Origin of the sequence: Leptospira stimsonii, from assembly GCF_003545885.1 — a bacterium.
GTDB lineage: Bacteria > Spirochaetota > Leptospiria > Leptospirales > Leptospiraceae > Leptospira > Leptospira stimsonii.
In genome coordinates, this window is sequence record NZ_QHCT01000002.1 from 195,814 (window position 1) to 220,389 (window position 24,576).

Annotated in this window: 28 protein-coding genes; 12 read left to right on the forward strand and 16 right to left on the reverse strand. The window is 44.2% G+C overall.

Translation table 11 applies throughout. The features are described 5' to 3' along the window. Nucleotides 1-10: 10 nt before the first annotated feature. From DLM75_RS08975 to rpmB, 4 genes are read right to left on the reverse strand one after another with little or no spacing between them, the layout of a single operon-like run. Nucleotides 11-451: a peptide chain release factor family protein gene (locus DLM75_RS08975; RefSeq protein ID WP_118968189.1), complete on the reverse strand. Its 441-nt coding sequence runs from the start codon at nt 449-451 to the stop codon at nt 11-13. A gap of 8 nt (nt 452-459) precedes the next feature. After that, nucleotides 460-882, reverse strand: coding sequence for an acyl-CoA thioesterase (locus DLM75_RS08980; protein ID WP_118968190.1), 423 nt, complete (start codon nt 880-882; stop codon nt 460-462). Nucleotides 883-887: 5 nt separating this feature from the next. Beyond that, entirely contained in the window at nt 888-1,586 is a 699-nt protein-coding gene (locus tag DLM75_RS08985) for an endonuclease III domain-containing protein (protein WP_118968191.1), read from the reverse strand. After that, nucleotides 1,534-1,818 carry a 50S ribosomal protein L28 gene (gene rpmB / locus DLM75_RS08990; protein WP_118968192.1) on the reverse strand — a complete coding sequence of 95 codons (285 nt, stop codon included), beginning with the start codon at nt 1,816-1,818 and terminating at the stop codon, nt 1,534-1,536. The genes DLM75_RS08985 and rpmB overlap by 53 nt, the downstream gene beginning before the upstream one ends. A 146-nt stretch (nt 1,819-1,964) precedes the next feature. Between rpmB and DLM75_RS08995 the strand changes: the two genes are divergently transcribed. From DLM75_RS08995 to DLM75_RS09010, 4 genes are all read left to right on the forward strand, one after another. Then, nucleotides 1,965-3,008 carry a hypothetical protein gene (locus DLM75_RS08995; protein ID WP_118968569.1) on the forward strand — a complete coding sequence of 348 codons (1,044 nt, stop codon included), beginning with the start codon at nt 1,965-1,967 and terminating at the stop codon, nt 3,006-3,008. A 39-nt stretch (nt 3,009-3,047) separates the two neighbouring features. Then, on the forward strand, nt 3,048-3,578 hold the full coding sequence (locus tag DLM75_RS09000) for a hypothetical protein (protein ID WP_118968193.1): 531 nt from the start codon (nt 3,048-3,050) through the stop codon (nt 3,576-3,578). A 39-nt stretch (nt 3,579-3,617) separates the two neighbouring features. Beyond that, a complete protein-coding gene (locus DLM75_RS09005) occupies nt 3,618-4,148 on the forward strand; it encodes a hypothetical protein (RefSeq protein WP_118968194.1) in 531 nt (176 codons plus the stop codon). A 92-nt stretch (nt 4,149-4,240) separates the two neighbouring features. Beyond that, complete coding sequence (locus DLM75_RS09010; RefSeq protein ID WP_147456620.1) at nt 4,241-4,681, forward strand: hypothetical protein; 441 nt, start codon at nt 4,241-4,243, stop codon at nt 4,679-4,681. Nucleotides 4,682-4,794: 113 nt separating this feature from the next. On the opposite strand, the gene DLM75_RS09015 is transcribed toward DLM75_RS09010, so the two are convergent. Further along, a complete protein-coding gene (locus DLM75_RS09015) occupies nt 4,795-5,910 on the reverse strand; it encodes a pyridoxal phosphate-dependent aminotransferase (RefSeq protein WP_118968196.1) in 1,116 nt (371 codons plus the stop codon). Beyond that, the gene (locus tag DLM75_RS09020; RefSeq protein ID WP_069607247.1) at nt 5,910-6,275 is read right to left on the reverse strand and encodes a hypothetical protein; all 366 of its coding nucleotides are present in this window, start codon (nt 6,273-6,275) and stop codon (nt 5,910-5,912) included. The genes DLM75_RS09015 and DLM75_RS09020 overlap by 1 nt, the downstream gene beginning before the upstream one ends. Nucleotides 6,276-6,375: 100 nt before the next feature. On the opposite strand from DLM75_RS09020, the gene DLM75_RS09025 reads away from it, so the two are divergent. The 4 genes from DLM75_RS09025 to DLM75_RS09040 are packed head-to-tail and all read left to right on the forward strand — an operon-like array spanning nt 6,376 to nt 10,875. Continuing rightward, the gene (locus DLM75_RS09025) at nt 6,376-8,142 is read left to right on the forward strand and encodes a phospho-sugar mutase (RefSeq protein WP_118968197.1); all 1,767 of its coding nucleotides are present in this window, start codon (nt 6,376-6,378) and stop codon (nt 8,140-8,142) included. Beyond that, nucleotides 8,139-9,359, forward strand: a complete 1,221-nt coding sequence (locus tag DLM75_RS09030; protein WP_118968198.1) for an aspartate aminotransferase family protein — start codon at nt 8,139-8,141, stop codon at nt 9,357-9,359. The genes DLM75_RS09025 and DLM75_RS09030 overlap by 4 nt, the downstream gene beginning before the upstream one ends. Nucleotides 9,360-9,376: 17 nt before the next feature. Further along, nucleotides 9,377-10,453, forward strand: a complete 1,077-nt coding sequence (leuB, locus tag DLM75_RS09035; RefSeq protein WP_118968199.1) for a 3-isopropylmalate dehydrogenase — start codon at nt 9,377-9,379, stop codon at nt 10,451-10,453. 14 nt (nt 10,454-10,467) lie between these two features. Beyond that, complete coding sequence (locus DLM75_RS09040) at nt 10,468-10,875, forward strand: response regulator (RefSeq protein ID WP_118968200.1); 408 nt, start codon at nt 10,468-10,470, stop codon at nt 10,873-10,875. Here the strand turns inward: DLM75_RS09040 and DLM75_RS09045 are convergent. After that, nucleotides 10,872-11,573 carry a purine nucleoside phosphorylase YfiH/LACC1 family protein gene (locus DLM75_RS09045; protein WP_118968201.1) on the reverse strand — a complete coding sequence of 234 codons (702 nt, stop codon included), beginning with the start codon at nt 11,571-11,573 and terminating at the stop codon, nt 10,872-10,874. The two genes, DLM75_RS09040 and DLM75_RS09045, sit on opposite strands and share 4 nt — an antisense overlap. Before the next feature lie 92 nt (nt 11,574-11,665). Here DLM75_RS09045 and DLM75_RS09050 point away from each other — a divergent pair, with 92 nt between their 5' ends. Continuing rightward, on the forward strand, nt 11,666-12,316 hold the full coding sequence (locus DLM75_RS09050; RefSeq protein ID WP_118968202.1) for a phosphoribosylanthranilate isomerase: 651 nt from the start codon (nt 11,666-11,668) through the stop codon (nt 12,314-12,316). Further along, nucleotides 12,313-14,859: a DNA mismatch repair protein MutS gene (gene mutS, locus DLM75_RS09055; protein ID WP_118968203.1), complete on the forward strand. Its 2,547-nt coding sequence runs from the start codon at nt 12,313-12,315 to the stop codon at nt 14,857-14,859. The genes DLM75_RS09050 and mutS overlap by 4 nt, the downstream gene beginning before the upstream one ends. Here the strand turns inward: mutS and serB are convergent. The 9 genes from serB to DLM75_RS09095 all read right to left on the reverse strand — a co-directional run bounded on the left by serB (nt 14,842) and on the right by DLM75_RS09095 (nt 23,319). Next, nucleotides 14,842-15,723 (reverse strand): phosphoserine phosphatase SerB, encoded by an 882-nt coding sequence (gene serB, locus DLM75_RS09060; RefSeq protein WP_118968204.1) that lies wholly within the window; start codon nt 15,721-15,723, stop codon nt 14,842-14,844. The genes mutS and serB overlap by 18 nt on opposite strands. 10 nt (nt 15,724-15,733) lie before the next feature. After that, complete coding sequence (locus DLM75_RS09065) at nt 15,734-16,480, reverse strand: GDSL-type esterase/lipase family protein (protein WP_118968205.1); 747 nt, start codon at nt 16,478-16,480, stop codon at nt 15,734-15,736. A gap of 7 nt (nt 16,481-16,487) precedes the next feature. Next, on the reverse strand, nt 16,488-16,664 hold the full coding sequence (locus DLM75_RS24415; protein ID WP_000875511.1) for a hypothetical protein: 177 nt from the start codon (nt 16,662-16,664) through the stop codon (nt 16,488-16,490). A gap of 374 nt (nt 16,665-17,038) precedes the next feature. Beyond that, a complete protein-coding gene (gene bioB, locus DLM75_RS09070; RefSeq protein WP_118968206.1) occupies nt 17,039-18,112 on the reverse strand; it encodes a biotin synthase BioB in 1,074 nt (357 codons plus the stop codon). Nucleotides 18,113-18,152: 40 nt separating this feature from the next. Next, on the reverse strand, nt 18,153-19,454 hold the full coding sequence (gene bioA, locus DLM75_RS09075) for an adenosylmethionine--8-amino-7-oxononanoate transaminase (protein WP_118968207.1): 1,302 nt from the start codon (nt 19,452-19,454) through the stop codon (nt 18,153-18,155). Next, nucleotides 19,451-20,116 (reverse strand): dethiobiotin synthase, encoded by a 666-nt coding sequence (bioD, locus tag DLM75_RS09080; protein ID WP_118968208.1) that lies wholly within the window; start codon nt 20,114-20,116, stop codon nt 19,451-19,453. Before bioD ends, bioA begins: the two co-directional genes overlap by 4 nt. Further along, nucleotides 20,116-21,240: an aminotransferase class I/II-fold pyridoxal phosphate-dependent enzyme gene (locus tag DLM75_RS09085; protein ID WP_241547890.1), complete on the reverse strand. Its 1,125-nt coding sequence runs from the start codon at nt 21,238-21,240 to the stop codon at nt 20,116-20,118. The genes bioD and DLM75_RS09085 overlap by 1 nt, the downstream gene beginning before the upstream one ends. Nucleotides 21,241-21,264: 24 nt before the next feature. Next, nucleotides 21,265-22,245 carry a malate dehydrogenase gene (locus DLM75_RS09090; protein ID WP_118968210.1) on the reverse strand — a complete coding sequence of 327 codons (981 nt, stop codon included), beginning with the start codon at nt 22,243-22,245 and terminating at the stop codon, nt 21,265-21,267. Between the two features lie 27 nt (nt 22,246-22,272). Beyond that, nucleotides 22,273-23,319 (reverse strand): DsbA family protein, encoded by a 1,047-nt coding sequence (locus tag DLM75_RS09095; RefSeq protein ID WP_118968211.1) that lies wholly within the window; start codon nt 23,317-23,319, stop codon nt 22,273-22,275. 284 nt (nt 23,320-23,603) lie between these two features. Between DLM75_RS09095 and DLM75_RS09100 the strand changes: the two genes are divergently transcribed. Beyond that, nucleotides 23,604-23,915, forward strand: coding sequence for a hypothetical protein (locus DLM75_RS09100; protein WP_118968212.1), 312 nt, complete (start codon nt 23,604-23,606; stop codon nt 23,913-23,915). A 7-nt stretch (nt 23,916-23,922) separates the two neighbouring features. Then, nucleotides 23,923-24,576: a hypothetical protein gene (locus tag DLM75_RS09105; protein WP_118968213.1), complete on the forward strand. Its 654-nt coding sequence runs from the start codon at nt 23,923-23,925 to the stop codon at nt 24,574-24,576.

Consider the following 24,576-nt stretch of genomic DNA (forward strand, 5'->3'; position numbering starts at 1 on the left):
CTTTTAGAATTTAGTCTTGGGTTTCTTCGGGGACTTCTTCTTCAAAAGTTCCTTCGACAATCGGAAGAATGGAAGAAGAATTTTGTCCTTTTCTGGAATACTTCTCTTTCTTTCGTTTTGCATCCTTTTGTTTGTTTCGTATCGCTTTTTTTTGAACGTCGGAAATCGTAGAACTCGACTTTTGTCTTTGTTCTAAAATTTTCTCGCAAAGAATGGCTCGGGCCTTATAACGATTGAGTCCTTGGGTTCTATAAAGAGAACATTTGATTTCGATTCCACTCGGCTTGTGTTTGAGATGAACGGCCGTGGAAACCTTGTTTACGTTCTGACCACCCTTTCCACCGCTTCTTGTAAAACTTTCTTCCAGATCCGATTCTTTGATCTGAAGAGTCTCCATGAGTTCGGAGAGTTTGTGTTCTTTTTCTACGGAAACGGGAAATCGGGGAGCCATAAAAATGATTACTTTAAATCCTGAAGTTCAAAATGATCTCGGAAATAAGGAAACGGTCTTCCGTTTTCATCTAAGCAGACGTAGGTGATCTTACAGTCGATGATCTCTTTCAATTCTTTCCGACTCTGGCTTTTACCGATCGAAGTATTTCGGATCGTGATCGAACTGTTTCCAACCTTATCGATCTTGGAGAAAATTTGAATGATATCCCCCAGAAGTCCGGGACTTTTGAAAACGACGTCCGCCATACTCACGGTGACGATATTCGAATAACGGATCTTCTCCATGACGAACATCGCACAACCTTCGTCGATCCAAGCGAGCATCTGTCCGCCAAAAAGAAATCCGTGTTGGTTGAGATCCCGGGACATCACGATATGTTGCGTCGCGAGTTCCATTCCTTCTAACTTTTGATCGATAAATACTTCCATATATTTTAAGCTCCGTTGACAAACGTAGACGAGGGACATTCCTTTTTCAGAATACATTCTTCGCAAAATCTGCGATGCGCCTTACAACTCTTTCTTCCGAGGAAGATCAAATACAAGGATATATCTTTCCAATATTTTTTGGGAAGAAGATTCATAAGATCTTTTTCGACCTGTACGGGATCGCTCTTTGTCGTAAGTCCCAAAACCTTTGCGATTCGATTGACGTGTGTATCGACTACGATTCCTTCCACAAGTCCGTGCACCTCGGATAAGACCACGTTTGCGGTCTTTCTTCCAAAACCCGGAAGTGAGATCAACTCTGCGATCGTGTTCGGAATCTTTCCCTGGAAGTCGTTTAACAATGTACGGGCAAAACCCTGAATCGACTTGGCCTTATTGTGATAAAAGCCCGTGGAGAAGATCAGTTTTTCGATGTCGAGAATATCCCCGTTGGCAAAGGATTCTAATGTGGGAAATGCTTTGAAAAGAGCCGGTGTGACTTGGTTTACGCGTTCATCCGTGCACTGAGCGCTGAGAATGACGGCAATTGCCAGTTCGTAGTCTTTTTGAAAATGGAGAGGTGTTGCGACTTCCCCGAATTCCTTTCTTAAAAGAGAAAAGACTCGGGAAAACCACTTGAGGAACGAAGAGTCAGACTGTTTTCGGAGCTGACTTCTGGATTCCCGCGTATTTTTTCGGAGCAAGAACGCCCAAGGATCCGCCGTTATCTTTGATGGCGGCCTTAATTCCTTTTTTTCTCAGAGTGCGAAGCGCTCTGGTGGAAAGACGCACTGTAACCCAACGGTTCTCGTCTTCCAAAAAGATTCTTTTTTTGATAAGATTCACCTTCCAGGTTCTTCTTGTCTTAATGTGGGAATGGGAAACATTGTTTCCGGAGGCAGTGCCCTTCCCGGTTACTTCACATCTTCTGGCCATAGTAAGGACATAATCGATTGGAGCCTTTCTCTGTCAACCTTTCCGCCGATTTTCTGGCGTTTAAGGAGGATTTTGGATGACTTTTTTCTTTTTGAGTGGAGAATCTTGGAGCTTTTAAAAAGCTTTCCAAAGCAACCTTCGAACTCATGTTCCGCCTCGCTTTTACAAAATTTCAACTCTGGATCGATCGAATCTGGAATGTAACGATCCTCCCGTTTTTTCAGAGTAAGGGTATCCTCGCCGAGCACAGACTTCAACCGATCCTGACTGAAGAATACAAAAGGGAACAAATTGTAAACGGGAAGGATTTACAAAATCTTTTATATCAAACTCATCTCTTCCAAGAGAACGGAATTCCTCCTCAATTTCAAACGAACTTGGAAGTAAAGAGCGCGTCCTTTGCCGGCGGAAAACAAAAAATCGAAGTGAGCGAAACGTTACGGAGCGGCTTTTCCAACCAAACCAAATTCTTATTCTGGAAATGGTTGCGAAACGGACTTCATTTTTTAAACGGAAAACCTTGGAATAAACGTTTCACAACGGAAGAAACCGATTCCACGTTAGGCGCCACGAACCCGGATCTACTCAGTACCGCATCCCCAAAACCATATCGTCTTTATTTGCATTCTCTGATCCAATGGGAAGAACTCTTCCCTTGGGAAGAATGGAAAGAGAAACTTCCCGTGTCTTGGATTCCTTTCGGAAGTAGAAAAAAAATCAAACTTCGGTTCGTTGCGGCAAGAGCCGAATCTTTTTCGAAACAAGAATTCTATGAAGAATCCTATTCTCCCGAACTCGGTTTTTGCGACGTCTACGCCTTGGGTTATCTTCGGGAAACTTCCGATAAAAATGTGGACTTAGAACAACCGGAATCGTATTATCTCGGCACCTTCCTTCCCTCCAAATTGGAACGGAAAAATTTGCCCCTATGGTTGAAGGAACGTACGTTGCTTCCCGATCCGTTTCAATGGAAAAGTTCCTCCAAAGAACAGACCTTCAAAATCTTTCAGAAAGAAATCCGTTTTCGAATTCAAATGGAAGAGTTCGAGCCGTTCGTTTCGGATTTTATTCAAACTGGCGGAAAACAATTTTCTTTGACGGGTTCACACCTTCGCGCGCGATTCTACCAAAGAGCGATCTTTACGTATCATCCGATTCAACTCCTAAATCGGGTCTTTCGTAATTTTTGATTTCGTATATTCAAAAGAACGAATATTCTCCTGAGAAGTATGAATAAAAATAAGAACAGACTCTTATTCGTTTGGATCAGTGTAATCATTTCCATTTCCTGTTTGGTTCAAAGACAGAATGCGGACGAATCTCGCTGGGCCAGGGAAAACGTGGAACTATTCCCGTTCCTTTCCGATTCGGAAGTCGATTCCATCGTAGGCGATCGAACGATTCGACTCTTTGACATTTCGCACGGGAATCAAATCGTCTTCTTTTCGTTAGATGGCCGGACGTTTCTTTGGTATCCGGGTCAAACAACAGTGATGCACGGTTATTGGAAGGTGATCAAAAACCGACTTCTTTGCCTTTACTATACCGATCAAATTCTTCCCTCGACGACGGAACCGAACGACGACTGGGACTGCATTCCTCTTCATTTATATAAATCGAATATTCGAGAATCCGCAACCGGAAATCGGTATGATCTCACCTGGAACGGCAAATCACCGCTTATCCTTCTTCGATATCCGGAAACGAATTTTGATCTCATACAAAAAGAAGTTTCCAAGAAAAGCCTTACAATAGAATAAAGTTGTAAATTGTTCCCTTCCTTTCAAAGTAAGTGTAGAATGCGATTTGCCCGTTTTTTTTCGATCCTAATGTTTGCGACTTCGTTTTTACTTTGCGAAGAACAAACGGAATACAAACGAACCCCGGAAGAAAGGAGAGACCTTTTACTCTTTGTTACGATCACACTCGCACCTTGGGGTCAAAGTGTTTATCGAAATCCTTGTAAAAATTCGGAGTATTCCCAGCCGATCGCACTCAACGTTCCATTGAATGCAAGTGGAAAGCTCGAGAACTATCGGTTTATCACAGGTCCGAACGGATTCAAATATTCACTTACGGTTTCCTCGGATTATCCGAATTGTGGAATCGGACTCAGCATCTACAATTGTAGGGATTCGTTTTCAAATCTGTTCGCTACGAACTATAACGTTGTTTGTGACCAGGGCCAGTTTCAGAATCCGATATCCGGAGGAACCCAAACTTGCACCATTTCCTCGTTTTCCAATCAACTCGTAATTATATCATTTAGTCCTAACTCGATCGATAAGCCGTTTCAGTGCAATGCGATTTCTTTCGAGGTCTTGCCTTGAAAAATCTTCGTTGCCGGGTTCCATTGTTTGCGCATTTCATCCTATTTCTCTCGTTTCCACTTTGTTCTCGAATAGAATCGGAAATAAATCCTGTGAACGATCCATTTCAGAATCTTTTTTATTGGTTCCTCCTTACGGCACCGAAACAAACTACACCGTATTACGATTCGGACTGCGATACGCTTCCAATGAATATTCTTGTGAATTCGGTTCAAACGGGCGATGGAACAATTCGTAAATTTAAATTTCAGACGGATTCCAACGGACTCAAATACAAACTTACACTCTCTTCCGATTATCCGAACTGTGGGGCTGAGCTTCTCGTTTACAATTGTAAGCGACCGAATCTTTATGCAACGAATTCTTCTGTCTTCTGCAACGTAGGTTCCTACTCGGCTTATTTTGCAGGTGGGACCCAAACTTGTGCGATTCCAAATTTCGGAAACCAAGAGATACTACTTTCTATTACAACGAAGACGCCTTCTTTTCCCTTGCAACCTTGCCAGTCGATTCAGCTTGAAATTTTGCCGTAATTAAAACTCCTTTTTTGAGAGGATGATTTCACAACTGACGAATCAAAACGTTTGCTCTTTCTAAAATTCGATCGAGGTCGGATTGGAAAAAAGAGGAAAACTCGTAAGAGCTCCTACAACTTCAACTTTTTCCAGCGATCAACACCGTTTTGAAAGCGGTCGTTACTTTCTCCGAAGCCGATACGAATCCAACCCTCCGTTTCAAAATCCTTACCGGGAAGAACGAAGACGTCGCATTGTTCCATCAAAGCATCCGCATAGGAAGTAGATAATATTCCATTCTTTAGAGGTAAAAAGGATACCACTCCTCCTCCAGGAGGTTGAAAACCAGCAAGTCCCGGAATCTTTTGCCAATTACTTTCAAAATACTGAATATTCTGTATGATGGATTTTTTGATCGGTTCTACAAGTCGAATTCTATTTTTTAGAATTTGGAGCGTTAAATATTCGGAGATTGGAGAAACGGTATGTGTAAGATAATCTTTAAAAGAGCGAGCCTTTTCGATCAGTTCTCTCGGTCCGATCATCCAACCGATACGAAGTCCCATCACTCCGAAACACTTTGTGATGGATCCAGTGGAAACCGTTCGTTTGTTCAAACCCGCACCGCTCCAGCTCAAGGAGTTTTTGAAATCTAAGAATCGATAGTGTTCGTCAAAAAGAATCCAACCGGGAAAGTTCAATGCGGCCTCTTGGATCGTTTTGATCCCGTTTGGATCCAAAGAAAGACCGCTCGGATTTTGAGGATGATTGAAGACGATAAGATCCGCATTCTTCGAAAACAATTCTAAGATAGAATCGGAGGATAAAAAAGAATTTGGATTCTTTCGTAAGGAATCTAAGAGAGAAACCGGCCTGAGATCGGCTCCGATCATTCTTGGGATTTCATACAACGCTTGGAACGCCGGTTCAAAATACGAAACCGAAGAATCTTTTTTACAAAGAAGATGAAAGAGAATGTAGAGCGCTTCTCCGGTTCCGGTCGTGATCAAAACTTGATCGGCTTGAATTCCGGGATAAAGTTTCGCGACTTCTTCTCGAAGTTCGAGATCGCCTCGGTTCGGTGCGTCTTCCAAAGAGATCGATTCGAGTTCTTCCAAACCGATTCCCAAACGCCGAAGCAATTCTCCAAAACTGAGATTGCGAATCCCGCTTTCGCCTAAATTACATCCCGCGCTCTTTCGAAATTTTTCGAGCCTCTCTTCGATCCAGAATTCTCTCGGTTCCATCAAGAGACAAGGGTAAGAATGGCCCCTCCCAAGAGAAATAGAATTGCAAAGAATCCAAAAGAAATCTGAATCCAAAAATGAACCTTCAGACTACGAAGACCGATTCTTAGATAATCCAAATCCTCTCCCTTGGTCTCTGTTATCCTTTTGAAGGAAATCCCAGCGCTGTAACTCCAGATTCCGATCAGAAGAAATAAAATTCCGGGGATCAGATACAACATGAGTTTGCCCGTATCGTTTGAAACAAAGGCGGAAAAGAAAGAGACTCCGGAAAGACTAAAAAAAGAGAGAGATGCGAGCTTGAGCGCCTTGCTCAAACTTAAGAATTCTCTGTTTTCATCTTGGTTGAATTCGTACGATTCCATACTTTTAGAATCGGCTAAAATTAGGGTTGAACCTCAGGGAAACCCGATTTTTATGAATTTAATCCTCTGAAAAAAAATCACTCGGAATCTTTTGAAAACTATGAATCATCCTGAATCCTTGATCCTTTCCTGGACTAAAGTTCCTTTCTCCGCCATCGCTCGAAAAGAAGCTTCGTTCGCTCTTGAAAAATTCAAAAAGGGAGAATCCGGACTCGAAGTGGAGGCCTTCTCCGTTCCTCTTGAATTCGGCACCGGTGGAATGCGCGGTCGCCTCGGAAACGGAATCGGAAGGATGAACGAATACACGGTCGGACGCGCGGCGCTCGGCTTCGTTTCTTATCTCGCAAAAAAAAATAAAAAGGCTTCTATCGTCATCGCCTACGACTCCAGAAGAAGATCTCAGGAATTTGCCGAAGTCACCGCGGGAATCGCGGCTTCTTTGGGCGTGAAGGTAGTTCTCTTTAAAGAAGTGACTCCGACTCCTCTTCTCTCCTATGCGATTCGTTATTACAAAGCGAGCGGAGGAGTTGTCATCACCGCATCTCACAATCCTCCGGATTACAACGGATTCAAGGCTTATCTCGCCGACGGCGGACAACTCGTTCCTCCCGACGACAAGAAGATCATTTCCGCGATCGAATCCATCAGCGATTGGAATGCCATCTCGATTCTTTCTCCCAAAGACGCGACCTACAAAAAGTTTGTAACACCCGCGGGCAAGGATTGTTTTGCTTCTTACAAAAAGGAACTCGCAAAGGCGGGAATTCTTTCCTCCATTTTAAAACCAAAAGATCGTTCTTCTTTGAAGGTCGTCTATTCTCCGTTACACGGAACCGGCGGAAAATCGATGAAGGAACTTCTCAACGGTTTTGGTTATAAAAACGTATTCCTTGTCCCCGAACAAAAAGATCCGGACGGAGAATTTCCTACCGTAAAGTTTCCCAACCCCGAAGAACCGGAGGCGATGGAACTCTCTCGGAAATTTGCGATTTCCAAAGACGCTCACGCTTTTATCGCAACCGATCCGGACGCGGATCGTCTTGGAATCGGAGTTCAAAACGGAAAGGGAAATTATACCCTCCTCAACGGAAATCAGATCGGCTCGATCATGGCGGCTTATCTTTGTGAACGTTATGCGGCATCTAAGAAGAAGAAAAAGAAGGCGGTTCTTGTAAAAACCATCGTGACCACAGACCTACAAGAAATCATCGCGAAAAAAAACAAGGTGAAATACAAAAACGTTCTCACCGGTTTTAAATTCATCGCGCAGGTCATGGCGAAACTCGATAAAAGCAAAACCGACTTCTTTCTTTTCGGCGGTGAAGAATCCTTCGGTTATCTACCGGTTTCCTTTGTGAGAGACAAGGATTCTCTTTCTTCGGCGCTTCTTCTTCTCGAAATTCTCACCGAAAAAAAAGATCTTCTTTCTTATATGGACGAGATCTACCTTCGTTACGGACTCTTCCAGGAAAGCCTCAAATCCTTGACTTTAGAGGGAAGCGCCGGAAAGGAAAAGATCCAGAAATCCTTAGAATCTCTGAGAACGAGCGATCTTTTGGGAAAACAAATTCACCAAAGAAAAATCGTTGGTATTCTGGATTACAAAACACAAACTGCAAAAGGAAGCGCATCCAAAACCGCGTTTTCCGGTTGTCCCTCTTCGGACGTGATCCAAGTGATTCTCGAAGGCAACGCGAAACTCACCATTCGACCTTCCGGCACGGAACCTAAGATTAAGATTTATTCTTCCTTTCAGAGTCTCGTGGCTCCAAAATCCAAGGAAGAGATTCAAACGTTAACGGCAGGCCTTCTTTCCGAAATCAAGGCCTCCGAAGAAATATTTTTAAAATTGGCAGGGCTTACATGAACGATACAGAAATCCAAAAGGAACTTTTTCAACACACCAAGGAATTGGCCGAACTCTATCTAATCAATACCTATGCGAGATACGACGTCGCGTTCCGTTACGGGGTCAACGAACTCCTTTTCGACTACGACAACAAACAATACATCGATTTTCATTCCGGGGTGGCCGTTACCAATTTAGGACACGCGGATCCGGATATCATCGAGGTGGTTCGAAACCAAGCCGATAAACTCTTTCATACATCCAATCTCTTCTATTCAGAAGAAGCGGCCAAACTCGCGGAACTTCTGATTCTCAATTCCTTTCCCGGAAAAGTCTTTCTGACAAACTCCGGAACGGAAGCGATCGAAGGCGCGTTCAAACTCGCTCGGAAATACGCGTATTCCAAAAACATAGAAGACCCGATCATTCTTTCTTTGGAAAAAAGTTTTCACGGAAGATCCGTTTCCGGGATGAGCTTAACCGGTCAGGATAAGATCAGAAAAGGTTACGGAGAACTTCTCAAAGGAATCGAATTCATAGAACCGAACAACGACGAGATGCTCGTATCCGCGTTTGAAAGATATCAGGGAAGAATCGTAGCTCTTCTCGTGGAACCGATTTTAGGTGAAAGTGGAATCATTCCTCTGACAAAAAACTTTCTCACTCTTTCCAGAGAATTGACCGCAGAAAACGACGCGTTACTCATCTTTGACGAAATCCAAACCGGGATGGGAAGAACGGGAACGTTATTCGCCTTCGAAACATTGGGCTTTACTCCGGATGCGATGACACTCGCGAAAGGACTTGGTTCGGGTTTTCCGATCGGCGCGTTGATCGTAGGAGAGAGATACCAGGATCTTTTTACGTTAGGCTCTCACGGCTCCACCTTCGGGGGAAACCATTTAGCCGCGGCGATCGCGTACGAAACCATTCGGATCATCCATACGAGAGAAATTCTTAACAACGTAAACGTCTGTTCGGATGTTGCGTTTTCCAGATTGAATGAAATGAAAGGAAAGTATCCCGTCATCCAAGACGTAAGAGGAAAAGGACTTCATATCGGTGTCGAATTGGCGATTCCTTCCAGACCGGTTGCGGAAGCCTTGCTGAAAGCGGGACTCGTAGTCAATGCAACGGCGGAGAACGTAATTCGGATCATGCCTCCTCTCACGATTTCCACGGACTTTTTAAATCAAGGTCTGGATATTTTCGAATCCGTAATCAAACAAAATTAACAAGGATCCAAAAAAGAATGAAGAACGTAGCTGTACTTTCCGGAGACGGAATCGGTCCGGAAGTAATGGAGGTAGCACTCTCCGTTTTGAAAAAAGCTCTCGGCGCCAAGGCTTCCGAGTTTAACTTTAAAGAAGGATATGTGGGTGGAATCGCAATCGACAAGACCGGGCATCCCCTTCCACCCGAAACTCTCAAACTCTGTGAAGAATCCCAGGCGATTCTTTTTGGAAGTGTGGGCGGCCCAAAATGGGAAACCCTACCGCCGGAAAAACAACCGGAACGAGGAGCTCTCCTCCCACTTCGCAAACACTTCGATTTGTTTGCAAATCTCAGACCCGCGATCATCTATCCCGAATTGAAGAATGCTTCGCCCGTTCGCGCCGATATCATCGGTGACGGACTGGATATTCTCATCCTAAGAGAATTGACGGGAGGAATCTACTTCGGACAACCGAAAGGGAGAGAAGGATCCGGGCAGGAAGAATTCGCCTACGATACGATGAAATATTCCAGAAGAGAAATCGAAAGGATTACCAGAGTAGCATTCCAAGCCGCTCGTAAAAGAAATAATAAAGTGACAAGCATCGACAAGGCAAACGTCTTGACGACTTCCGTTTTTTGGAAAGAAGTTGTCATCGATCTGCATCAGAAAGAATTTTCTGACGTCCAATTGAATCATCTCTACGTGGACAACGCGGCGATGCAGTTGATCGTAAACCCGAAACAATTCGACGTGATACTGTGTGAGAACATGTTCGGCGATATTCTTTCGGACGAGGCCTCCATCATCACCGGCTCGATCGGAATGTTACCTTCTGCTTCCTTATCGGAATCAGGCTTCGGATTGTATGAACCATCGGGTGGTTCCGCTCCCGACATCGCAGGAAAAGGTGTCGCGAATCCGATTGCTCAGGTTTTGAGCGCGGCTCTGATGTTGCGTTATTCTTTTTCCATGGAAGAAGAAGCTGGCAAAATAGAAACAGCGGTTCGTAAAACGATCGCTACCGGAAAAAGAACCAGAGACATCGCGGAGTCCGGATCTACGGTCGTTGGAACAAAAGAAATCGGTCAGATAATCGAATCCTTTCTCTAAAAAGAGGTTAAAGTATGAAAGCAGGTGTAGCTCCGAACGGAAGACCTTATCAGGTATTGATTGCCGAGAACTCAAGATTTCAGGCCAAACAACTCGCTCAAATTTTAGAATCGGAAGGATATCAGGTCATCGGATTTGCGGAAAACGGAAAGGAACTCGTTAAACTCTACGATGAACATCGATTAGTCGATTTGATCACATTGGATCTGAATCTTCCAGTCATGGATGGATTCGCTACTTTTTTTGAGATCAAAGAAAAGGGCGTTCTTCCCAGAATCGTTCTGGTGTCCGAAGAGAACACACCAGCGGTCCTCAAATATCTCGTGGACGAGGGAGCGATGGACTACATTCCGAAACCGGTAAAACGGGAGAAGGTTTTGGAAAAAGTCAACGCGGCGATCAAGAAAATTCCAAAAGTCTAATCTTCATTCCAAATCAAATTCAGATTTCTTCCGAGGTCCTTTTGGCGATGACTGAAGAAATCTGAATTTTTCTCCATCGTACAAATTCCGGAAGAATCGAGATTCACTCGAATCCGATTCTTTTCCAATCGAAATCTCAGAAAGGATTCCAAATCCAAAAGACTTTTCCCTTCGAGCGAAGACTTCAAACAAGCAGAATATTCGGAACGAAACAGGGACGCAACGTCTTCCCCCACTTCGTAGCGGATTCCGGAAGCACAGGGTCCGAGAAAACCGAACAAAGAACCGTCAACGATTTCGTTTTTAGAAAAACATTCTAAGATCGTTTTCTCCGCGATTCCGGCTAACGTTCCTTTCCATCCCGAATGCACCACTGCGAATTTCTCGCTACGGGATGACCAAAAAAAGATCGGCATACAATCCGCCGTCTTTACACAAAGTATTTTTTGGGATTCTTCTCCGATCAAAGCGTCCGCCATTGGAAAGGCAAATTCTGGGATTTCGGATGCAGGGAGAATCGTATCTCCGTGCACCTGATTCAAAAGAAAAATCGAAGATTCTTTTTGTCCGGTATATTTTGAAATTTCCTTTCTCTGAGAATTCGGTTCCAGAGAAAGATTCGGAAGTTCTTTTTTCCCGAGGATCAAAATGCGGATTTTTTTTCCGTTTGCGATCGGGAAGGAATGAGACAAGGCCATCGAAACCGAAAGTAAATCCGCCTTAGAAACTGACGAGTGTTAAAGTACGTGATCTAAAGAAACCCTTCTCCGAGACTGGAAAAACCAGATTCATGAAACCGAATTTCGCTCAAAAACCAAAGGTCAAGATCTGCGGAATCCGAGATCTTGAAATCGCTAAACTTTGCAAGGAAGAAGGCGCCGATTTCGTAGGACTCAATTTTGCCCCTTCCAGTCCGAGAAAGATCGATATCGCGACCGCACGGAAGATCATTCAATTCTATAAGTCTCAAATGGATTCTCCCCAGGTTGTTTTGCTCTTTTATAAAAATTCTCCAGAAGAAATTCGAACGATTCGTAGCGCCCTTTCTCATGATTATGTGCAATGGGTCTGGGACGATCCGGAGCTTGCGTCCATCTATCGAATCGAACTTCTCGGAGAAAACCAGATTTGTTCGTATCGCGTCGACAAACAGATCTTAGATGGGGATTTGAATTCCGTCCCGGGAGAATTTCTGATCTTGGACAGTTATTCCAAGGGCGCGGGCGGCGGCACCGGAGAAAGTTTTAACTGGGACTTCGTCTCGAAAGTCACGAGAAAGTTTTTGCTCGCGGGGGGCTTGAATCCGGAGAACGTAGCTTCGGCGATCGCAAAAGTAAAACCCTTTGGAGTCGACGTTGCGAGCGGAGTCGAATCCTCTCCCGGTCAAAAAGATCCGCAAAAAATAATCGATTTTATCAGGAACGCAAAATCAGTCTTATGAGTTTAGAAACCACAGGAACCTCCGCTGAATACTGGAGTGATCTCGCAGACGCGCTCAACACTCCAATGATGAAACAGTTTCTTGCGATCAAGAAAGACTTTCCGGATACGATTCTCTTTTTTCGGATGGGTGACTTTTATGAAATGTTCTTAGAAGACGCAAAGGTTGCCTCTTCGATCTTAGACATCGCACTTACCAAAAGACAAAACGCGGTGCCTATGTGCGGGATTCCTTATCATTCCAAAGACAATTATATTTCCAGGCTCCTCAGTGCGGGAAAAAAAATCGCAATCTGCGAACAATCCAAATCGGACGATCCCGGTTCCAAACTCATGACGCGGGATGTGGTACGGATCATCACACCGGGAACGGTCATCGAAGAGAACCTTCTTTCCGGATATCAGAACAACTATCTCGCGGTTCTCCATCTTAAAAAAAGTCTGATTTATTTTGCGATGGCGGACTTTTCCACGGGAGAATTATTTTATTCTTCCGCGTCGATCACCGGTTTGGAACGACTGATCGCCGAACTCGAAAAGTTTCGTCCTTCCGAAATCTGTGTTCCGAAATCCGAAGTTTCTTTTTTCAAAGACCTCGAATACTTTAAGAATCGTGAATTTACTTTATTGCCGGATCAGCCCGAAGTTACGGAAAAGGACCCCTTCCACATACTTTCTTTGTATTTAGACGAATACATCCGAGAAACCTATCGGGACAACAAACTCATCCTTCGAGAACCTCGAATCTTAAGTTCCGGAAAATTTTTGGAAATGGATCGGGAAACAATTCTCAATCTGGAACTCGTGGAGAATGAAAAGGAAAAAAATCATACCCTCTATTCTATATTCAATTTTTGCAATACTGCAAAGGGAAAAAGACTTCTCAAACAGAGAATTTTGTTCCCGGAATGTGATCCTCTGATTCTCTATTCTCGTTGGGAAAAACAAGACATCCTCTTAAAAACGATTCTTGCACCGTTCGTTTCGGCGCTCAAGGATATCGGAGATCTCGAACGGATTCTCACACGTTTTCGAGGCAATCACGCGTATCCGAGAGACTTTCGCACCATCGCGAATTCCATCGCAACCGGAATCAAGTTAAAAGAAGAATTGGAAGTTCTTTCCTATCCTTTTTTGATTCCGACCGAAAAACTAAAATCTCTTTCCGAATGGATCGCTTCCAAACTGAATCCAAACGACGACCTACCCGTCATATTAGGAAACGGTCCTTTTCTTCGTTCCGGATTCTCCGCAAAGCTGGACAAGGCAAGAGAAGCCGGCGTAAAAGGAAAGGATTGGATCTTAGAATTGGAAACCGAGGAAAAAAAACGCACCGGTCTAAATACATTAAAGATTCGTTATAATAAGATCGTAGGATATTTTATAGAGATTTCAAGGGTACAAGCGGAACAGGCTCCGAAAGACTATCTCAAAAAACAAACGTTAGTTGGAAGCGAACGATTTACGACACCAAAGCTCGAAGAAATCGAAAGGACGATACTCGAAGCCGACGAAATCATCCAAGAGATCGAAAGAGCGGAATTCAATCTAATGGTCGAAGAAGTCCTCAAAAACGCTTCCTTTCTTTTGGAACTTTCGGAAGAGATCGGAGACTTGGATTTTCAGATCTCGACTTTGACCGCAAAGGACAAGTTCGGTTGGATTCGTCCTCAACTTTCCGAGGATCGTTCTCTGGACCTCGTCGATTCCAAACATCCGGTCGTGGAAGCGACCCTCCCACCCGGTCAGGAGTTTACTCCCAATTCTCTCTATTTGGATACGCAGGACAAAGCGATCGCGGTTCTCACGGGACCGAACATGGCGGGTAAATCGACTTTTATGAGGCAGATCGCCTTAAATCAGATTCTCTTTCAGATGGGAGCGTTTGTTCCGGCGAAATCTGCGCGACTTCCGATCGTGGATAAACTTTTTACGCGCATCGGCGCAGGTGATAATCTCACCGCGGGAGAATCCACATTTTATGTCGAGATGAAGGAAACCGCCAATATCTTAAATCACTGCACTGAAGATTCTCTGATTCTTTTTGACGAGGTTGGTCGAGGAACTTCGACTTATGACGGGATGAGCATCGCCTGGGCGATCTTAGAATATCTGTCTTCTCTTTCGATCAAACCAAAGACGATCTTTGCAACTCACTACCACGAACTCACCGAGCTGTCTCGTTTGAGCGGAATTTTCAATCTTTATCTGGAAACTCTGGAAAAGGACGACAAGGTTCTTTTCTTACGAAAGGTTCGCGCGGGAAAAGCCAAAAAGTCTTTCGGGATTTACGTGGCAAAGATCGCCGGAGTTCCGGAACCGATCGTAAAACGAGCGGCTGAACTTCTCATCGAACTCGAATCCAAAAAGAAGGAGATTCGGATCCAAGAAGCGCAACCTATGTTGTTTGTCGAAGCGGAAAAGAAAGAAACTCGTTCCGAGACGGAAGAATCGATTTTGAAACTGAAATTGGAAGAGATGACCCCGATCGAAGCCTTAAAAACCCTCGAAGACTTTCAGAAAAAATTAAGAAAACAAAAATAACAAAACGTCCATAGGCGCAAAGTCCACCCAATTGGTGATCAACTTTTTCAAACCGTCTTTTGCGTGAAAACCGATTCCAATCCCGGCTTCGTTTAACATCAGAGCGTCGTTGGCACCGTCGCCCACCGCAACCACTTGTGAAGATTCAATGTTTTCTCGATCCCGAATTTCTTTTAAGAATTCAAACTTCTTGACCTTGTCCACGATTTCTCCGGTGACAAAGCCGGTCAGAATTCCATTCTCTCTTTCTAATACGTTTGCGCGAACTTCTCCGATTCGATGTTCCTTTTGAAACATTTCCAAGATATCCGTAAAACCTCCGGAAAAAACCGCCGTTCTACTTTCCCTTTCTCTTAGACCAAAGAGTAATTTTTCAACTCCGATATTCAGAGAGAGTTTTGGATACAACTCTTCAAAGATCGTAGTAGGAAGTCCTTTGAGGTGAAGACATCTTTTTTTAAGGGCCTCGTGAAAGTCCAGATTCCCTTCCATCGCTTCCTTGGTAACGGAGGCGACTTGATCGTAAACTCCCGCGAGCCGTGCGAGTTCATCGATCACTTCCTGTTGAATCAGTGTGGAATCCATGTCGAAAGCAAATAGACTCTTCTTTTTGGAATCCAAGAGTCGATCCACTTGCAAAACGTCCGAGTCCTGTTTTGCAAATTTCGCCCGAAGTGCAAAAAGTTCCTGAACCTCCAACTTTTTAGAAATGTTCCATTCGATACAACTCCAATGTCCGTTCGTTCGGGTGCGAGCGGAAGTTAGCAGGAATGAATCTTCCGGTCGAATGGAAACAAAACTTCCCAACCCCAACAGGAGTTCTCTACGAATTTCTTCCGGATTTTGAGTGAGAATTAAGAGCAAAACGATTTCACTACTGCAGATAGGGAGTCAGGATCGGTTTCAGCTTTTGAACCCAAATTTTGTAGGCGTTTTCATTGAGATGAATCTTATCCTTTTCGAGCCAGAATTCTTGTCTCAGAGCCGGCCTCTCTTTTTCGCGAAGCCATTGCCAATTATCTAAAAATACTACGTTTTTATAGGTTTGTGCGATCGAAATCCAAGTTAGATTGAGAACAGGAGAAACGTTGTTGATACTCTGCGTTCGCACCGGTGGAATCCCGAGAATGACGACCTTTGTATTCGGATTGACTTGATTGATTTTCTCCAGAATTTTTCCGAGATTCGTTTCAATGACGTTCAAACACTTCCCTTGAATGAGGTCGTTTCCGCCGATTTCCAACACGATCGCTTTTGGATTCAGAAAAAGAACGTCTTCCTCGATTCTTTGCAAGAGGAGTTCGGTGAGATCTCCTCCGATTCCACGATTTACCGCTCCCGGAAATTCTTTTCCCATCAACTCGCTCGGAAACAATTGGATCAAAGAATTCCCGACGAATACTACATTCGCTGTTTTGATTCTCTGATTTTCTTCACGATACAATCCTCGCATCGTTTTCCAAAGAGAGTAGTATTGTTCGAATTTCTCGGAGGAACGATACCCGGCTCCAGACCAACATTCAAAGTTGGAGCTGGAGTAATCTGTATATGATTTTTTAATCAGGACGGAGCAGGAAGTGAAAAGAAAGAGCAAGGAAAAAGTAAAGAGATACCTTACCAAAGATCTATCACTGCTCCTGAGGTTCTTTCATGTGGAAACGTTTGTGCCAATCTGCGATTTGAGCTTGGAGATAATCTTCTGAATCGCAAATTCTAAACTCAATCGGATTGTTAGAAGCAGTATCAATGAGCTTAGCTTCTATGTAACCGTTCTTCAGCTTATTGATTTCTATTTTATATTTCATCCATTCACTCCAGTAATGTCAGATTTTTAGATGGTTTCAGGCTTTCAAACCGATTCTAAAAAAAATAAACTTACTCTTTCTAAAATTTTAAAAAAGAATAACCCAGGGTTCCGACATTTCCAAATTATTTTTCAAATTTTTTACTTCAGTTTTTTTGAACAACAAGGCGCATAACGTATTCTTGTTCGATAAAAAAGAAAATTCCGTTTCACTTTGTACAAGAGCCAAACTATCTCCGGCATTCCGCTGTTACACGAAGGATCGTCGAAATCCGAAAGGCCATTAACAGTCCACTCTGTCTTCTGACTCAATTTAATAAAAAAAAGTTGCCGGGAAAGCTTAAAAAATGTCTAAAATACCTTTTTTTCGGGCTTTTATGACTTTAGAGATTTCTTAAATTTATACAATTCCGGGAAATTTTTTTCCGAATAGAGAGCTTCCATTTCGGAATCTTCGGGGAGAACTCCGCCGTCGGCAAGCTCTGGGACAAATCCTGCGTCCCGAATCATCCCGATCGTTTCCACCATATCCGATCCTTTTACGTTTAAATAACCGGAGGAAAACAAAGAATTCGCGGCAAAAAGTGCGGTTGCCGATAGACTTCTGAGGTGCCCTTCTCTTCCCGCCGCGATTCGGATTTCGGAATCCGGATTTACCAAACGGAAGAGACAAAGAATTCTTACACAAAGTTCCGGTGTGAGAACGCTCGGGTTTTTGATCGCGTGACCTTTTACAGGAATGAAAAAATTCACAGGGATCGAAATCACACGGAATGATTTGAGTTCAAACGCAACGTCGACGAGGTCGCGCAGTGTTTCTCCCATTCCTACGATCACACCACTACACATCCCGATTCCCGCTTTGGAAACGGAACCAAGCGTTTCCGCTCTTTGCGCGTATGTATGCGTGTCACAAATTTCAGGATAGTGATTTTGTGAGGTATTGAGATTATGATTGTAACGATCGAGACCGGCCGCTTTTAAGAGTTGCGCCTTGTCTTCGTCCAAAAGCCCCGCAGAGAGACAAACTTTTAAACCCAACTCGTCCGTGATTTTTCGAATGGTGGAAGCGAGTTTTTCGGTCGTCGGTCGGTTCGGCCCGGTACCGGAAGTCACCATACAAAAACGGTATGCCCCATTCTCCTTCGCCCTCACCGCATCCTCGTAGATTTCGGTTTCGGATTTCATCGGATATTCCTGTACGCCGGAGTTTGCATTCTTCCTTTGAGCGCAGTAACCGCAGTCTTCCGGGCAATGACCGTTTTTGATATTATCTAAGATATGAATACGAACCTTGTTTCCGTAATAGCGATTTCTTTCTTGAAACGCTCTATCAAGACAGCTCGTCAGGGGAAGGGTCCCATCCAGAATTTCCAGAGCCTCTTCTTTGGTGATTACGCTTGGAACTTCGGAGAATATTTTTTCGGCAGTTTTGAGTGTTGCAGACATTCTTCAGACAGGTTCGAGGGGAGGAGTTTTCTTGAAAAGTCTAATTCCCCGAATAAATTTCGACCAAGGTCTCGCGGATCGCTCTGAAAATCTTTTCCAAAGAAGAATCGGATATCACATACGGCGGAGTGAGATAAATCACATTTCCGAGCGGTCGAAGAAGAACCCCCTTCTCCAAAAATTTCTTCTTCAGAATTTTATTTCCAGGATACGTATAACCGCTCTCCTGGCCCACTTCCAATTCTAAAACTCCAACGGCTCCCATCACTCGGAGATCTCGAATCCGTTTCGGAAATTCTTCCTGAATCTTCTTTAGGCCAACCTTGAGTTTTTTTTCCAAGCTGGCTACTTGTTCCAAACGACTTTCTTCAAACATCAGCTTTGTGGAAACGAGGGCCGCCGCACATGCAATCGGATTTCCGGTCATCGTATGCCCGTGATAAAAAGCCTTTTCTGGTTCCGGGCTTTCGAAGGCGGAATGAATTTTTTTCGAGGCCAGGGTGACCGCAATCGGAGCCGCGCCTCCACTGAGTCCTTTTGCCATAGCGATTAGGTCCGGTTTTATCTTTGCCCTTTGGTATGCAAAAAAGGAGCCTGTTCGCCCAAAGCCGGTAAAGACTTCGTCGACCAGCAAAAGAGCTCCGTATTTTTCGGAAATTCTTTCCAGCCGTTGTAGGACTTCTTCTTTGTAAAAGATCATTCCTCCCGATCCGAGAATCAAAGGTTCGATTACGATCCCGGCGACTCGCTTCGGATTTTTTTCAAAGAACGTTTCGATTTCGTCCGCACATTCCGTTTTGCAAGAATCCGATTTTTTCCCAACCGGACAAAAGCTACAATTCGGACTCGGAAATTCCTGAGTTGGAAAACGAAGTCCGGAAAAAACCCGATTAAAAAGGGAATCTCCTCCCACGCTCATCGTTCCGATCGTATCTCCATGATACGACGCATTCCATTTTAGGAATATGTTTCGGTTTGATTCTCCACAATTTTGAAAATACTGATACGCGAGTTTGATCATAATCTCTACCGCGGTCGATCCGTTATCGGAATAAAGCACTCTGTGAAACAATCCTTCCGTTACGTGGAGCAGTTCTCTCGCGAGATCTTCTGCCGGGTCGTGCGTAAAACCGGCGAGTAAAACGTGATCCAATCGATCGAGTTGATCCTTCATCGCTTGAATGATCTTCGGATGATTGTGACCGTGGATGCTGACCCACCAAGAGGAAATCGCATCGATATAAGAATTTCCGTCATCGTCGTAGAGAAATTCTTTTTCTGCTCGAACGATCTTCAAAGGGCGGTCCGGTTCATATTGAAGAGTATAAGGATACCAGATCATTGAATCGCTTCCTTCAAGATAGAATCCGGATCAAATCGAAGGAGACAATCTTTTCGAAATTCTTCCCGACTCAGTCTTTCCTTCGTATGAAAATAAAAAAATCCCAACATAGGGACTCCGCTCCATTCGAGGATGGTTCTTATATTGTCTTCCGTGGTTTTATCGGGGGTTCCGATAAAAAAAACTCCTTTGAAGGCGAGATTCCTTTTTTGAATCGCTTCCAGAGAGAGAAGGGTCTGGTTGATTGCACCTAAAGAAACCGGAGCGGCTAATATCAAAGGAATTTCGGATTGTCGAACGACATCGATCGTCAAGGTCTTTCGAGTCAATGGAACCAAAAGTCCACCCGCTCCTTCCACGATGAGCTTCTCTTCCCGAATGCTAAAAAGATGTCGCGCCAATTCGTCGGTATCGATTTCGGTTCCTTCTAATTCTGCCGCGTAATGGGGAGAGCCCGCGAAGGCAAAAGAATAGTAATTTTTTAAGAATCTACTTTCATCCAAACCCGAAAGATCCATCACGGAGGCACGATCGCTTTCTTCTCCGGTCTGAATCGGTTTGAAATATTTGAGACCAAGCTCCTCCCCGTATTTAGCGAGAATCAAAGAACTCAGAAAACTTTTTCCGACATCCGTTCCTGTTGCTGAAATAAAAACAGACATCAAAATTCCGGTAATAGAGAAATCAACTTTTCTAATGTAGAATCCGTCGTATCCGAATGAACACAAATTCGTAAACGAGGAACAGGGACCGTCGGTGGGCGAATCGCCTTTACATAGAGTCCGTTTTCCCTACAAAGCGCGGCAGTGTCCAAAACTGCTTTTTCGGAAGGAAAAAGAATCGGTATGATTTGCGATTCCGACTTGGTCTTCGGATAGTTTTTAGTCTCGACCCATTCCCGGAGGCGATTCGATTTCTGAAAGAGAGTTATCCTCTCTTGATCCATCCTTTTCAACAGAGCGATCGAAGTGGGAATGGCGTGTGCAATCGCCGGCATAGGCGCTGTAGAAAAAATGAATGTTCGCATTTTGTTGATGAGGAATTCTCTTCCGATTTCGGAGGTTCCAATCCAGGCGCCCTCCAATCCGAGTGCCTTTCCGCTCGTGTAGGTGATAAAATCCACTTCTTTGATTTTATCCTTTCCGAGAACCTGGGAGACTCTTCCACAACCTTGTTTTCCAAAAACGCCGATCGAATGCGCGTCGTCCAAAACAAGAACCGCTTCGTATTTATTTTTTAAAAAAACAAGATCTTCGATCGGCGCCAAATCTCCGTCCATGCTAAAGACGGTTTCAGATACGATGATTTTTTCCTTCTTCTTTGATTTGCGGAGCGATTCCTCCAAGTGATCCAAGTTTAGATGTTTATAATATGTTTTCTCCGCGCCGGAAAGACGAACTCCGTCCAAGATCGAAGCGTGATTGAGACGATCGGTAAAAATTTCGGTCTTTGCGTTCGCGATACAAGAAAGAAGTCCGAGATTCGCGGCGTAGCCGTTTGCGACAAACAAAGCGGTTTCCGTTCCCGTCCACTCCGAACAAGCGGCTTCCGCCCGATCGAAACTTTCTCGATGACCGTTGACCAATCGAGACGCGCCGGAACCGGCTCCATATAGGTCCAAACCTTCTTTGAGACTTGCGATGAGTTCAGGATGTTTTGTGAGAGAAAGGTAATCGTTGGAAGATAAATCAACCCCGAAAGGAACTTCCAGGGTTCTATATAAGAAATCCCTTTTCAGGGATTTCAGAACAGAAGAGGCCTTCTGAATGAATGTTGACGGATTCAGATTCTGAAAGCCTCTCGACTAAAGTTAGAGCATTTCCTTCACTTCATTTCTTTCGGAAACGAGCTCGTCATGGGTGATCTTGAATTTCTCTTTTGCGAAATCGTTCAAAGGAAGACCTTGTATGATCTCCACTGTTTTTCCGTCGGACTTCAAAGGAAAACCGAAGATCAGACCTTTTTCCGCGCCATACGATCCGTCGGAAACAATCGCGGCGGAGAAAGCATCGCCTGGAGCTGTCGGAGTGATGATCCCACGAACAGTGTCCACGACTCCGTTTGCGGCACTCGCCGCGGAGGAAGCGCCTCTTGCTTTGATGATTTCTGCGCCTCTTTGTTGAACGTTCTTGATAAAATCACCTTTCAACCATTCGTGATCGGAGATAACATCGGTCACCGGTTTTCCGGAAATCTTTGCGTTGTAAAAATCCGGATATTGTGTAGAAGAATGGTTTCCCCAGATTCCAAGATGAGTGACTTCTTTTACGGGAACTCCCGCTTTACCGGCTAACTGAGATTTTGCTCTGTTTTCATCGAGCTTAGTCATCGCAAACCAACGATCTCCTGGAACACCTTTTGCGTTGTTCATCGCGATCAAACAGTTCGTATTGCAAGGATTACCGACGACGAGAATTCTTACGTCGTTTGCCGCGTTCTTTTCGATCGCCTTTCCTTGGTTCACAAAAATCCCACCGTTGATCTTGAGGAGATCTCCCCTTTCCATTCCGGCTTTTCTAGGAACCGATCCAACAAGTAAGGCCCAGTTGATATCTTTGAAAGCAACGTCCAAGTCCGAAGAGACTGTCACTTTTTGAAGAAGAGGAAACGCGCAGTCTTCCAATTCCATAATAACACCTTTTGCCGCAGGGACCGCCGCTTCCAATTCAAGCATTTGAATTTCTACCGCAGTATCGGGTCCGAACATTTGTCCGGAAGCGATTCTAAAAAGTAGAGAATATCCGATTTGTCCTGCAGCGCCTGTAACAGCGACTTTCACTGTCTTACTCATATTTGGCCGACTCCTAAGTTTTTGATTTTAATTTTTAAGTTCTTGATCGATCACTTTGGTAAACGCTTCCAATGGTTGGGCGCCTTCCACCATAATTCCGTTGATAAAGAATGCGGGAGTTCCGCTGACACCGTATTTTTCACCTTCCGCCATGTCCGCTTCCACTTCTTTTCTCACCGCGGCGTCGTTCACGCACTGGCTAAATGCTTTCATATCCAAGCCGGACGTTCTTGCCAGATCCAATACGCGATCTTTTGGAAGATTTCCCGAATTCTGAAAAAGAACATTGAAAAATTCCCAATACTTTCCTTGGGGAGCCGAGCAGTTTGCGGCGATATGCGCAAACATTGCGTTTGGGTGAAAGGAAAGAGGATAATCTCTAAAAACCCAACGAATTTGGTCCTTATACTTCGCTCTGAGTTGAGAGTTCACGTCTTGACTCCGTTTGCAATAAGGGCATTCGAAATCGGAAAATTCGATCACGGTGACCTTTGCTTTTTCAGGACCTAAGGAAGGATTGTTTCCGGCGAGAATCGAATCATCCCTCATCGGAGGAAGTTCTTTTACCTTTACGGAAATCTTATATTGATTGCGAAGTTCTCCAAAGATGGAGTTACGTGCCTCTTCTTTTTTTTGAGAAAGGAGATGATTCTGAATTTCCGCCTTTACCGCGTCAAAGGACTTTCCTTTGAGCGCCGGAGAATTCTTATATTGCTCGTAGATCTCGCGCATCTCGGCGAGAGTCGGTTCTGGAACGGTAGGTTCCATGAGATCCTTCTCCGAAACGTTACGCTCTTTTGCGGCTAAGGCAACAACCTTCTTACTCGCAAACTCGGAAAGCACTCGATACAAACGATCGTTGGTCTCCGAATGAAATTTACGAGCAATCTTCGGATTTTCCTTTTCCACGTCCTTGATGGTGTATGTCCTTCCGTTGATCTCGGCAACGCCGTCCGGAGAGAAGTAGGAAACGACCAAAGGAGAAGTGACTGCGATATAAAGTAGAAAGAGTGCTGTGATCATTAGAAGCGGTCTCGATTCCTTTGCTTTGAGTTTGGCAATTATGTCTTGCATGGAAATATTTCCCCCGATGGCCTCGTTGAACCGAGACTTGGTTTCCCTACTAGCCAGGTTAGAAACCTCGGGTTCGCTGGCAAACGATAAATTCGAGGAGTCTTTTTAGGCTTCCCAAAATCCAATCAAGGCCCACAGGATTCCGTAGTTGGGACCAAATTTAGAACGGAATGGAAATTTTTTGGAAAAAACCCTAAAGTGAATCCCCTATTACCGATATTGAACATAGAGACTGTCTCTTTTCCAAAGAAAGCGGACAGAGATCCAAAAGGAGGTACGGGTTTATGAATGTAACTGGATTAACGCTCCCAACGTTTTCGTTTTCCTGGCCCCAGCCTGTAAAAGAAGCAACCCAAGGAAACAAAGAAACGAACAACCAAGAAAAGGAATCAGTACCGGAAAACGTTCCACTTCAAAAAGCGGAAAAGAACGAAATCAAACCGGAAGAACTCGTTATGAAACCTTCACCTGTTTCCTTTGAAGAAAGAATGAACCAAGTGATCAGCCCGGAGCAAATGAAAAATCTGCTTTCGATGATGGTTCGTTCGAGAATGAGCGACGATTCGTCCGTTCACAAAATCGATGTAAGACGATAGAGGAAAATTGTTTTTCACTCTCGGACTCATCTACACCGTAGGTTTAGACATTCTTTTGATACTCATCGGTCTGGCCGCTTTTGCCGGCCTAGCCTTTCTATTCTTTCAAGAAATTATTTATCCTGCCTTAAAAAAACAAAGTTCCGGAGCGGGAACTCCTCCGGAGGAAGGAGATCGTTTTGTCCTAGTCGTCTCCGAAAGCCAGAGGAATGTTCGTTTCAGCGTAGGACAAAAATCGGGCGATATACACACCTATTGTAATGCGATCTCGGACGACCACCTCGTATTCAATTTTAAGAAAGCGAAAGAATCGGAAGACTACGAGATCCAGATCATGCGAAATGCACCCGTTCTTTTCAAACCTCCCGCCATGCCGACCTTCTCCAGAATGGAATCCACGGAAAAATTAGATAGTTACGAAGTGATCGGAAAAAAAGCGGATTTTAGAATTTCAGACAAGGTAAATAAGGAAAGGATGACTCAGTATTTCGAAATCAGCCTCTCCTCCGAATTCTTTATCAACAATTTCGGTAAGGAAAGAATGAGATTTATCTTTACGATATCGAGAATTCATCCTGGCCTAAACAGAAGAACTCCGATCAAAAAAGGATTGTATGCCTTCGGAAAAGAAGAGAAGGAAGACAAAGAGGAAGAAGAATAA

Excerpts from the sequence above, each read along its gene's own strand:
- DLM75_RS08975 (WP_118968189.1), bottom strand. The coding sequence starts at position 451 with ATGGCTCCCCGATTTCCCGTTTCCGTAGAAAAAGAACACAAACTCTCC.
- DLM75_RS08980 (WP_118968190.1), bottom strand. The coding sequence starts at position 882 with ATGGAAGTATTTATCGATCAAAAGTTAGAAGGAATGGAACTCGCGACG.
- rpmB (WP_118968192.1), bottom strand. The coding sequence starts at position 1,818 with ATGGCCAGAAGATGTGAAGTAACCGGGAAGGGCACTGCCTCCGGAAAC.
- DLM75_RS08995 (WP_118968569.1), top strand. The coding sequence starts at position 1,965 with ATGTTCCGCCTCGCTTTTACAAAATTTCAACTCTGGATCGATCGAATC.
- DLM75_RS09000 (WP_118968193.1), top strand. The coding sequence starts at position 3,048 with ATGAATAAAAATAAGAACAGACTCTTATTCGTTTGGATCAGTGTAATC.
- DLM75_RS09005 (WP_118968194.1), top strand. The coding sequence starts at position 3,618 with ATGCGATTTGCCCGTTTTTTTTCGATCCTAATGTTTGCGACTTCGTTT.
- DLM75_RS09015 (WP_118968196.1), bottom strand. The coding sequence starts at position 5,910 with ATGGAACCGAGAGAATTCTGGATCGAAGAGAGGCTCGAAAAATTTCGA.
- DLM75_RS09020 (WP_069607247.1), bottom strand. The coding sequence starts at position 6,275 with ATGGAATCGTACGAATTCAACCAAGATGAAAACAGAGAATTCTTAAGT.
- DLM75_RS09025 (WP_118968197.1), top strand. The coding sequence starts at position 6,376 with ATGAATCATCCTGAATCCTTGATCCTTTCCTGGACTAAAGTTCCTTTC.
- DLM75_RS09030 (WP_118968198.1), top strand. The coding sequence starts at position 8,139 with ATGAACGATACAGAAATCCAAAAGGAACTTTTTCAACACACCAAGGAA.
- leuB (WP_118968199.1), top strand. The coding sequence starts at position 9,377 with ATGAAGAACGTAGCTGTACTTTCCGGAGACGGAATCGGTCCGGAAGTA.
- DLM75_RS09040 (WP_118968200.1), top strand. The coding sequence starts at position 10,468 with ATGAAAGCAGGTGTAGCTCCGAACGGAAGACCTTATCAGGTATTGATT.
- DLM75_RS09045 (WP_118968201.1), bottom strand. The coding sequence starts at position 11,573 with ATGGCCTTGTCTCATTCCTTCCCGATCGCAAACGGAAAAAAAATCCGC.
- DLM75_RS09050 (WP_118968202.1), top strand. The coding sequence starts at position 11,666 with ATGAAACCGAATTTCGCTCAAAAACCAAAGGTCAAGATCTGCGGAATC.
- mutS (WP_118968203.1), top strand. The coding sequence starts at position 12,313 with ATGAGTTTAGAAACCACAGGAACCTCCGCTGAATACTGGAGTGATCTC.
- DLM75_RS24415 (WP_000875511.1), bottom strand. The coding sequence starts at position 16,664 with ATGAAATATAAAATAGAAATCAATAAGCTGAAGAACGGTTACATAGAA.
- bioB (WP_118968206.1), bottom strand. The coding sequence starts at position 18,112 with ATGTCTGCAACACTCAAAACTGCCGAAAAAATATTCTCCGAAGTTCCA.
- bioA (WP_118968207.1), bottom strand. The coding sequence starts at position 19,454 with ATGATCTGGTATCCTTATACTCTTCAATATGAACCGGACCGCCCTTTG.
- bioD (WP_118968208.1), bottom strand. The coding sequence starts at position 20,116 with ATGTCTGTTTTTATTTCAGCAACAGGAACGGATGTCGGAAAAAGTTTT.
- DLM75_RS09090 (WP_118968210.1), bottom strand. The coding sequence starts at position 22,245 with ATGAGTAAGACAGTGAAAGTCGCTGTTACAGGCGCTGCAGGACAAATC.
- DLM75_RS09095 (WP_118968211.1), bottom strand. The coding sequence starts at position 23,319 with ATGCAAGACATAATTGCCAAACTCAAAGCAAAGGAATCGAGACCGCTT.
- DLM75_RS09100 (WP_118968212.1), top strand. The coding sequence starts at position 23,604 with ATGAATGTAACTGGATTAACGCTCCCAACGTTTTCGTTTTCCTGGCCC.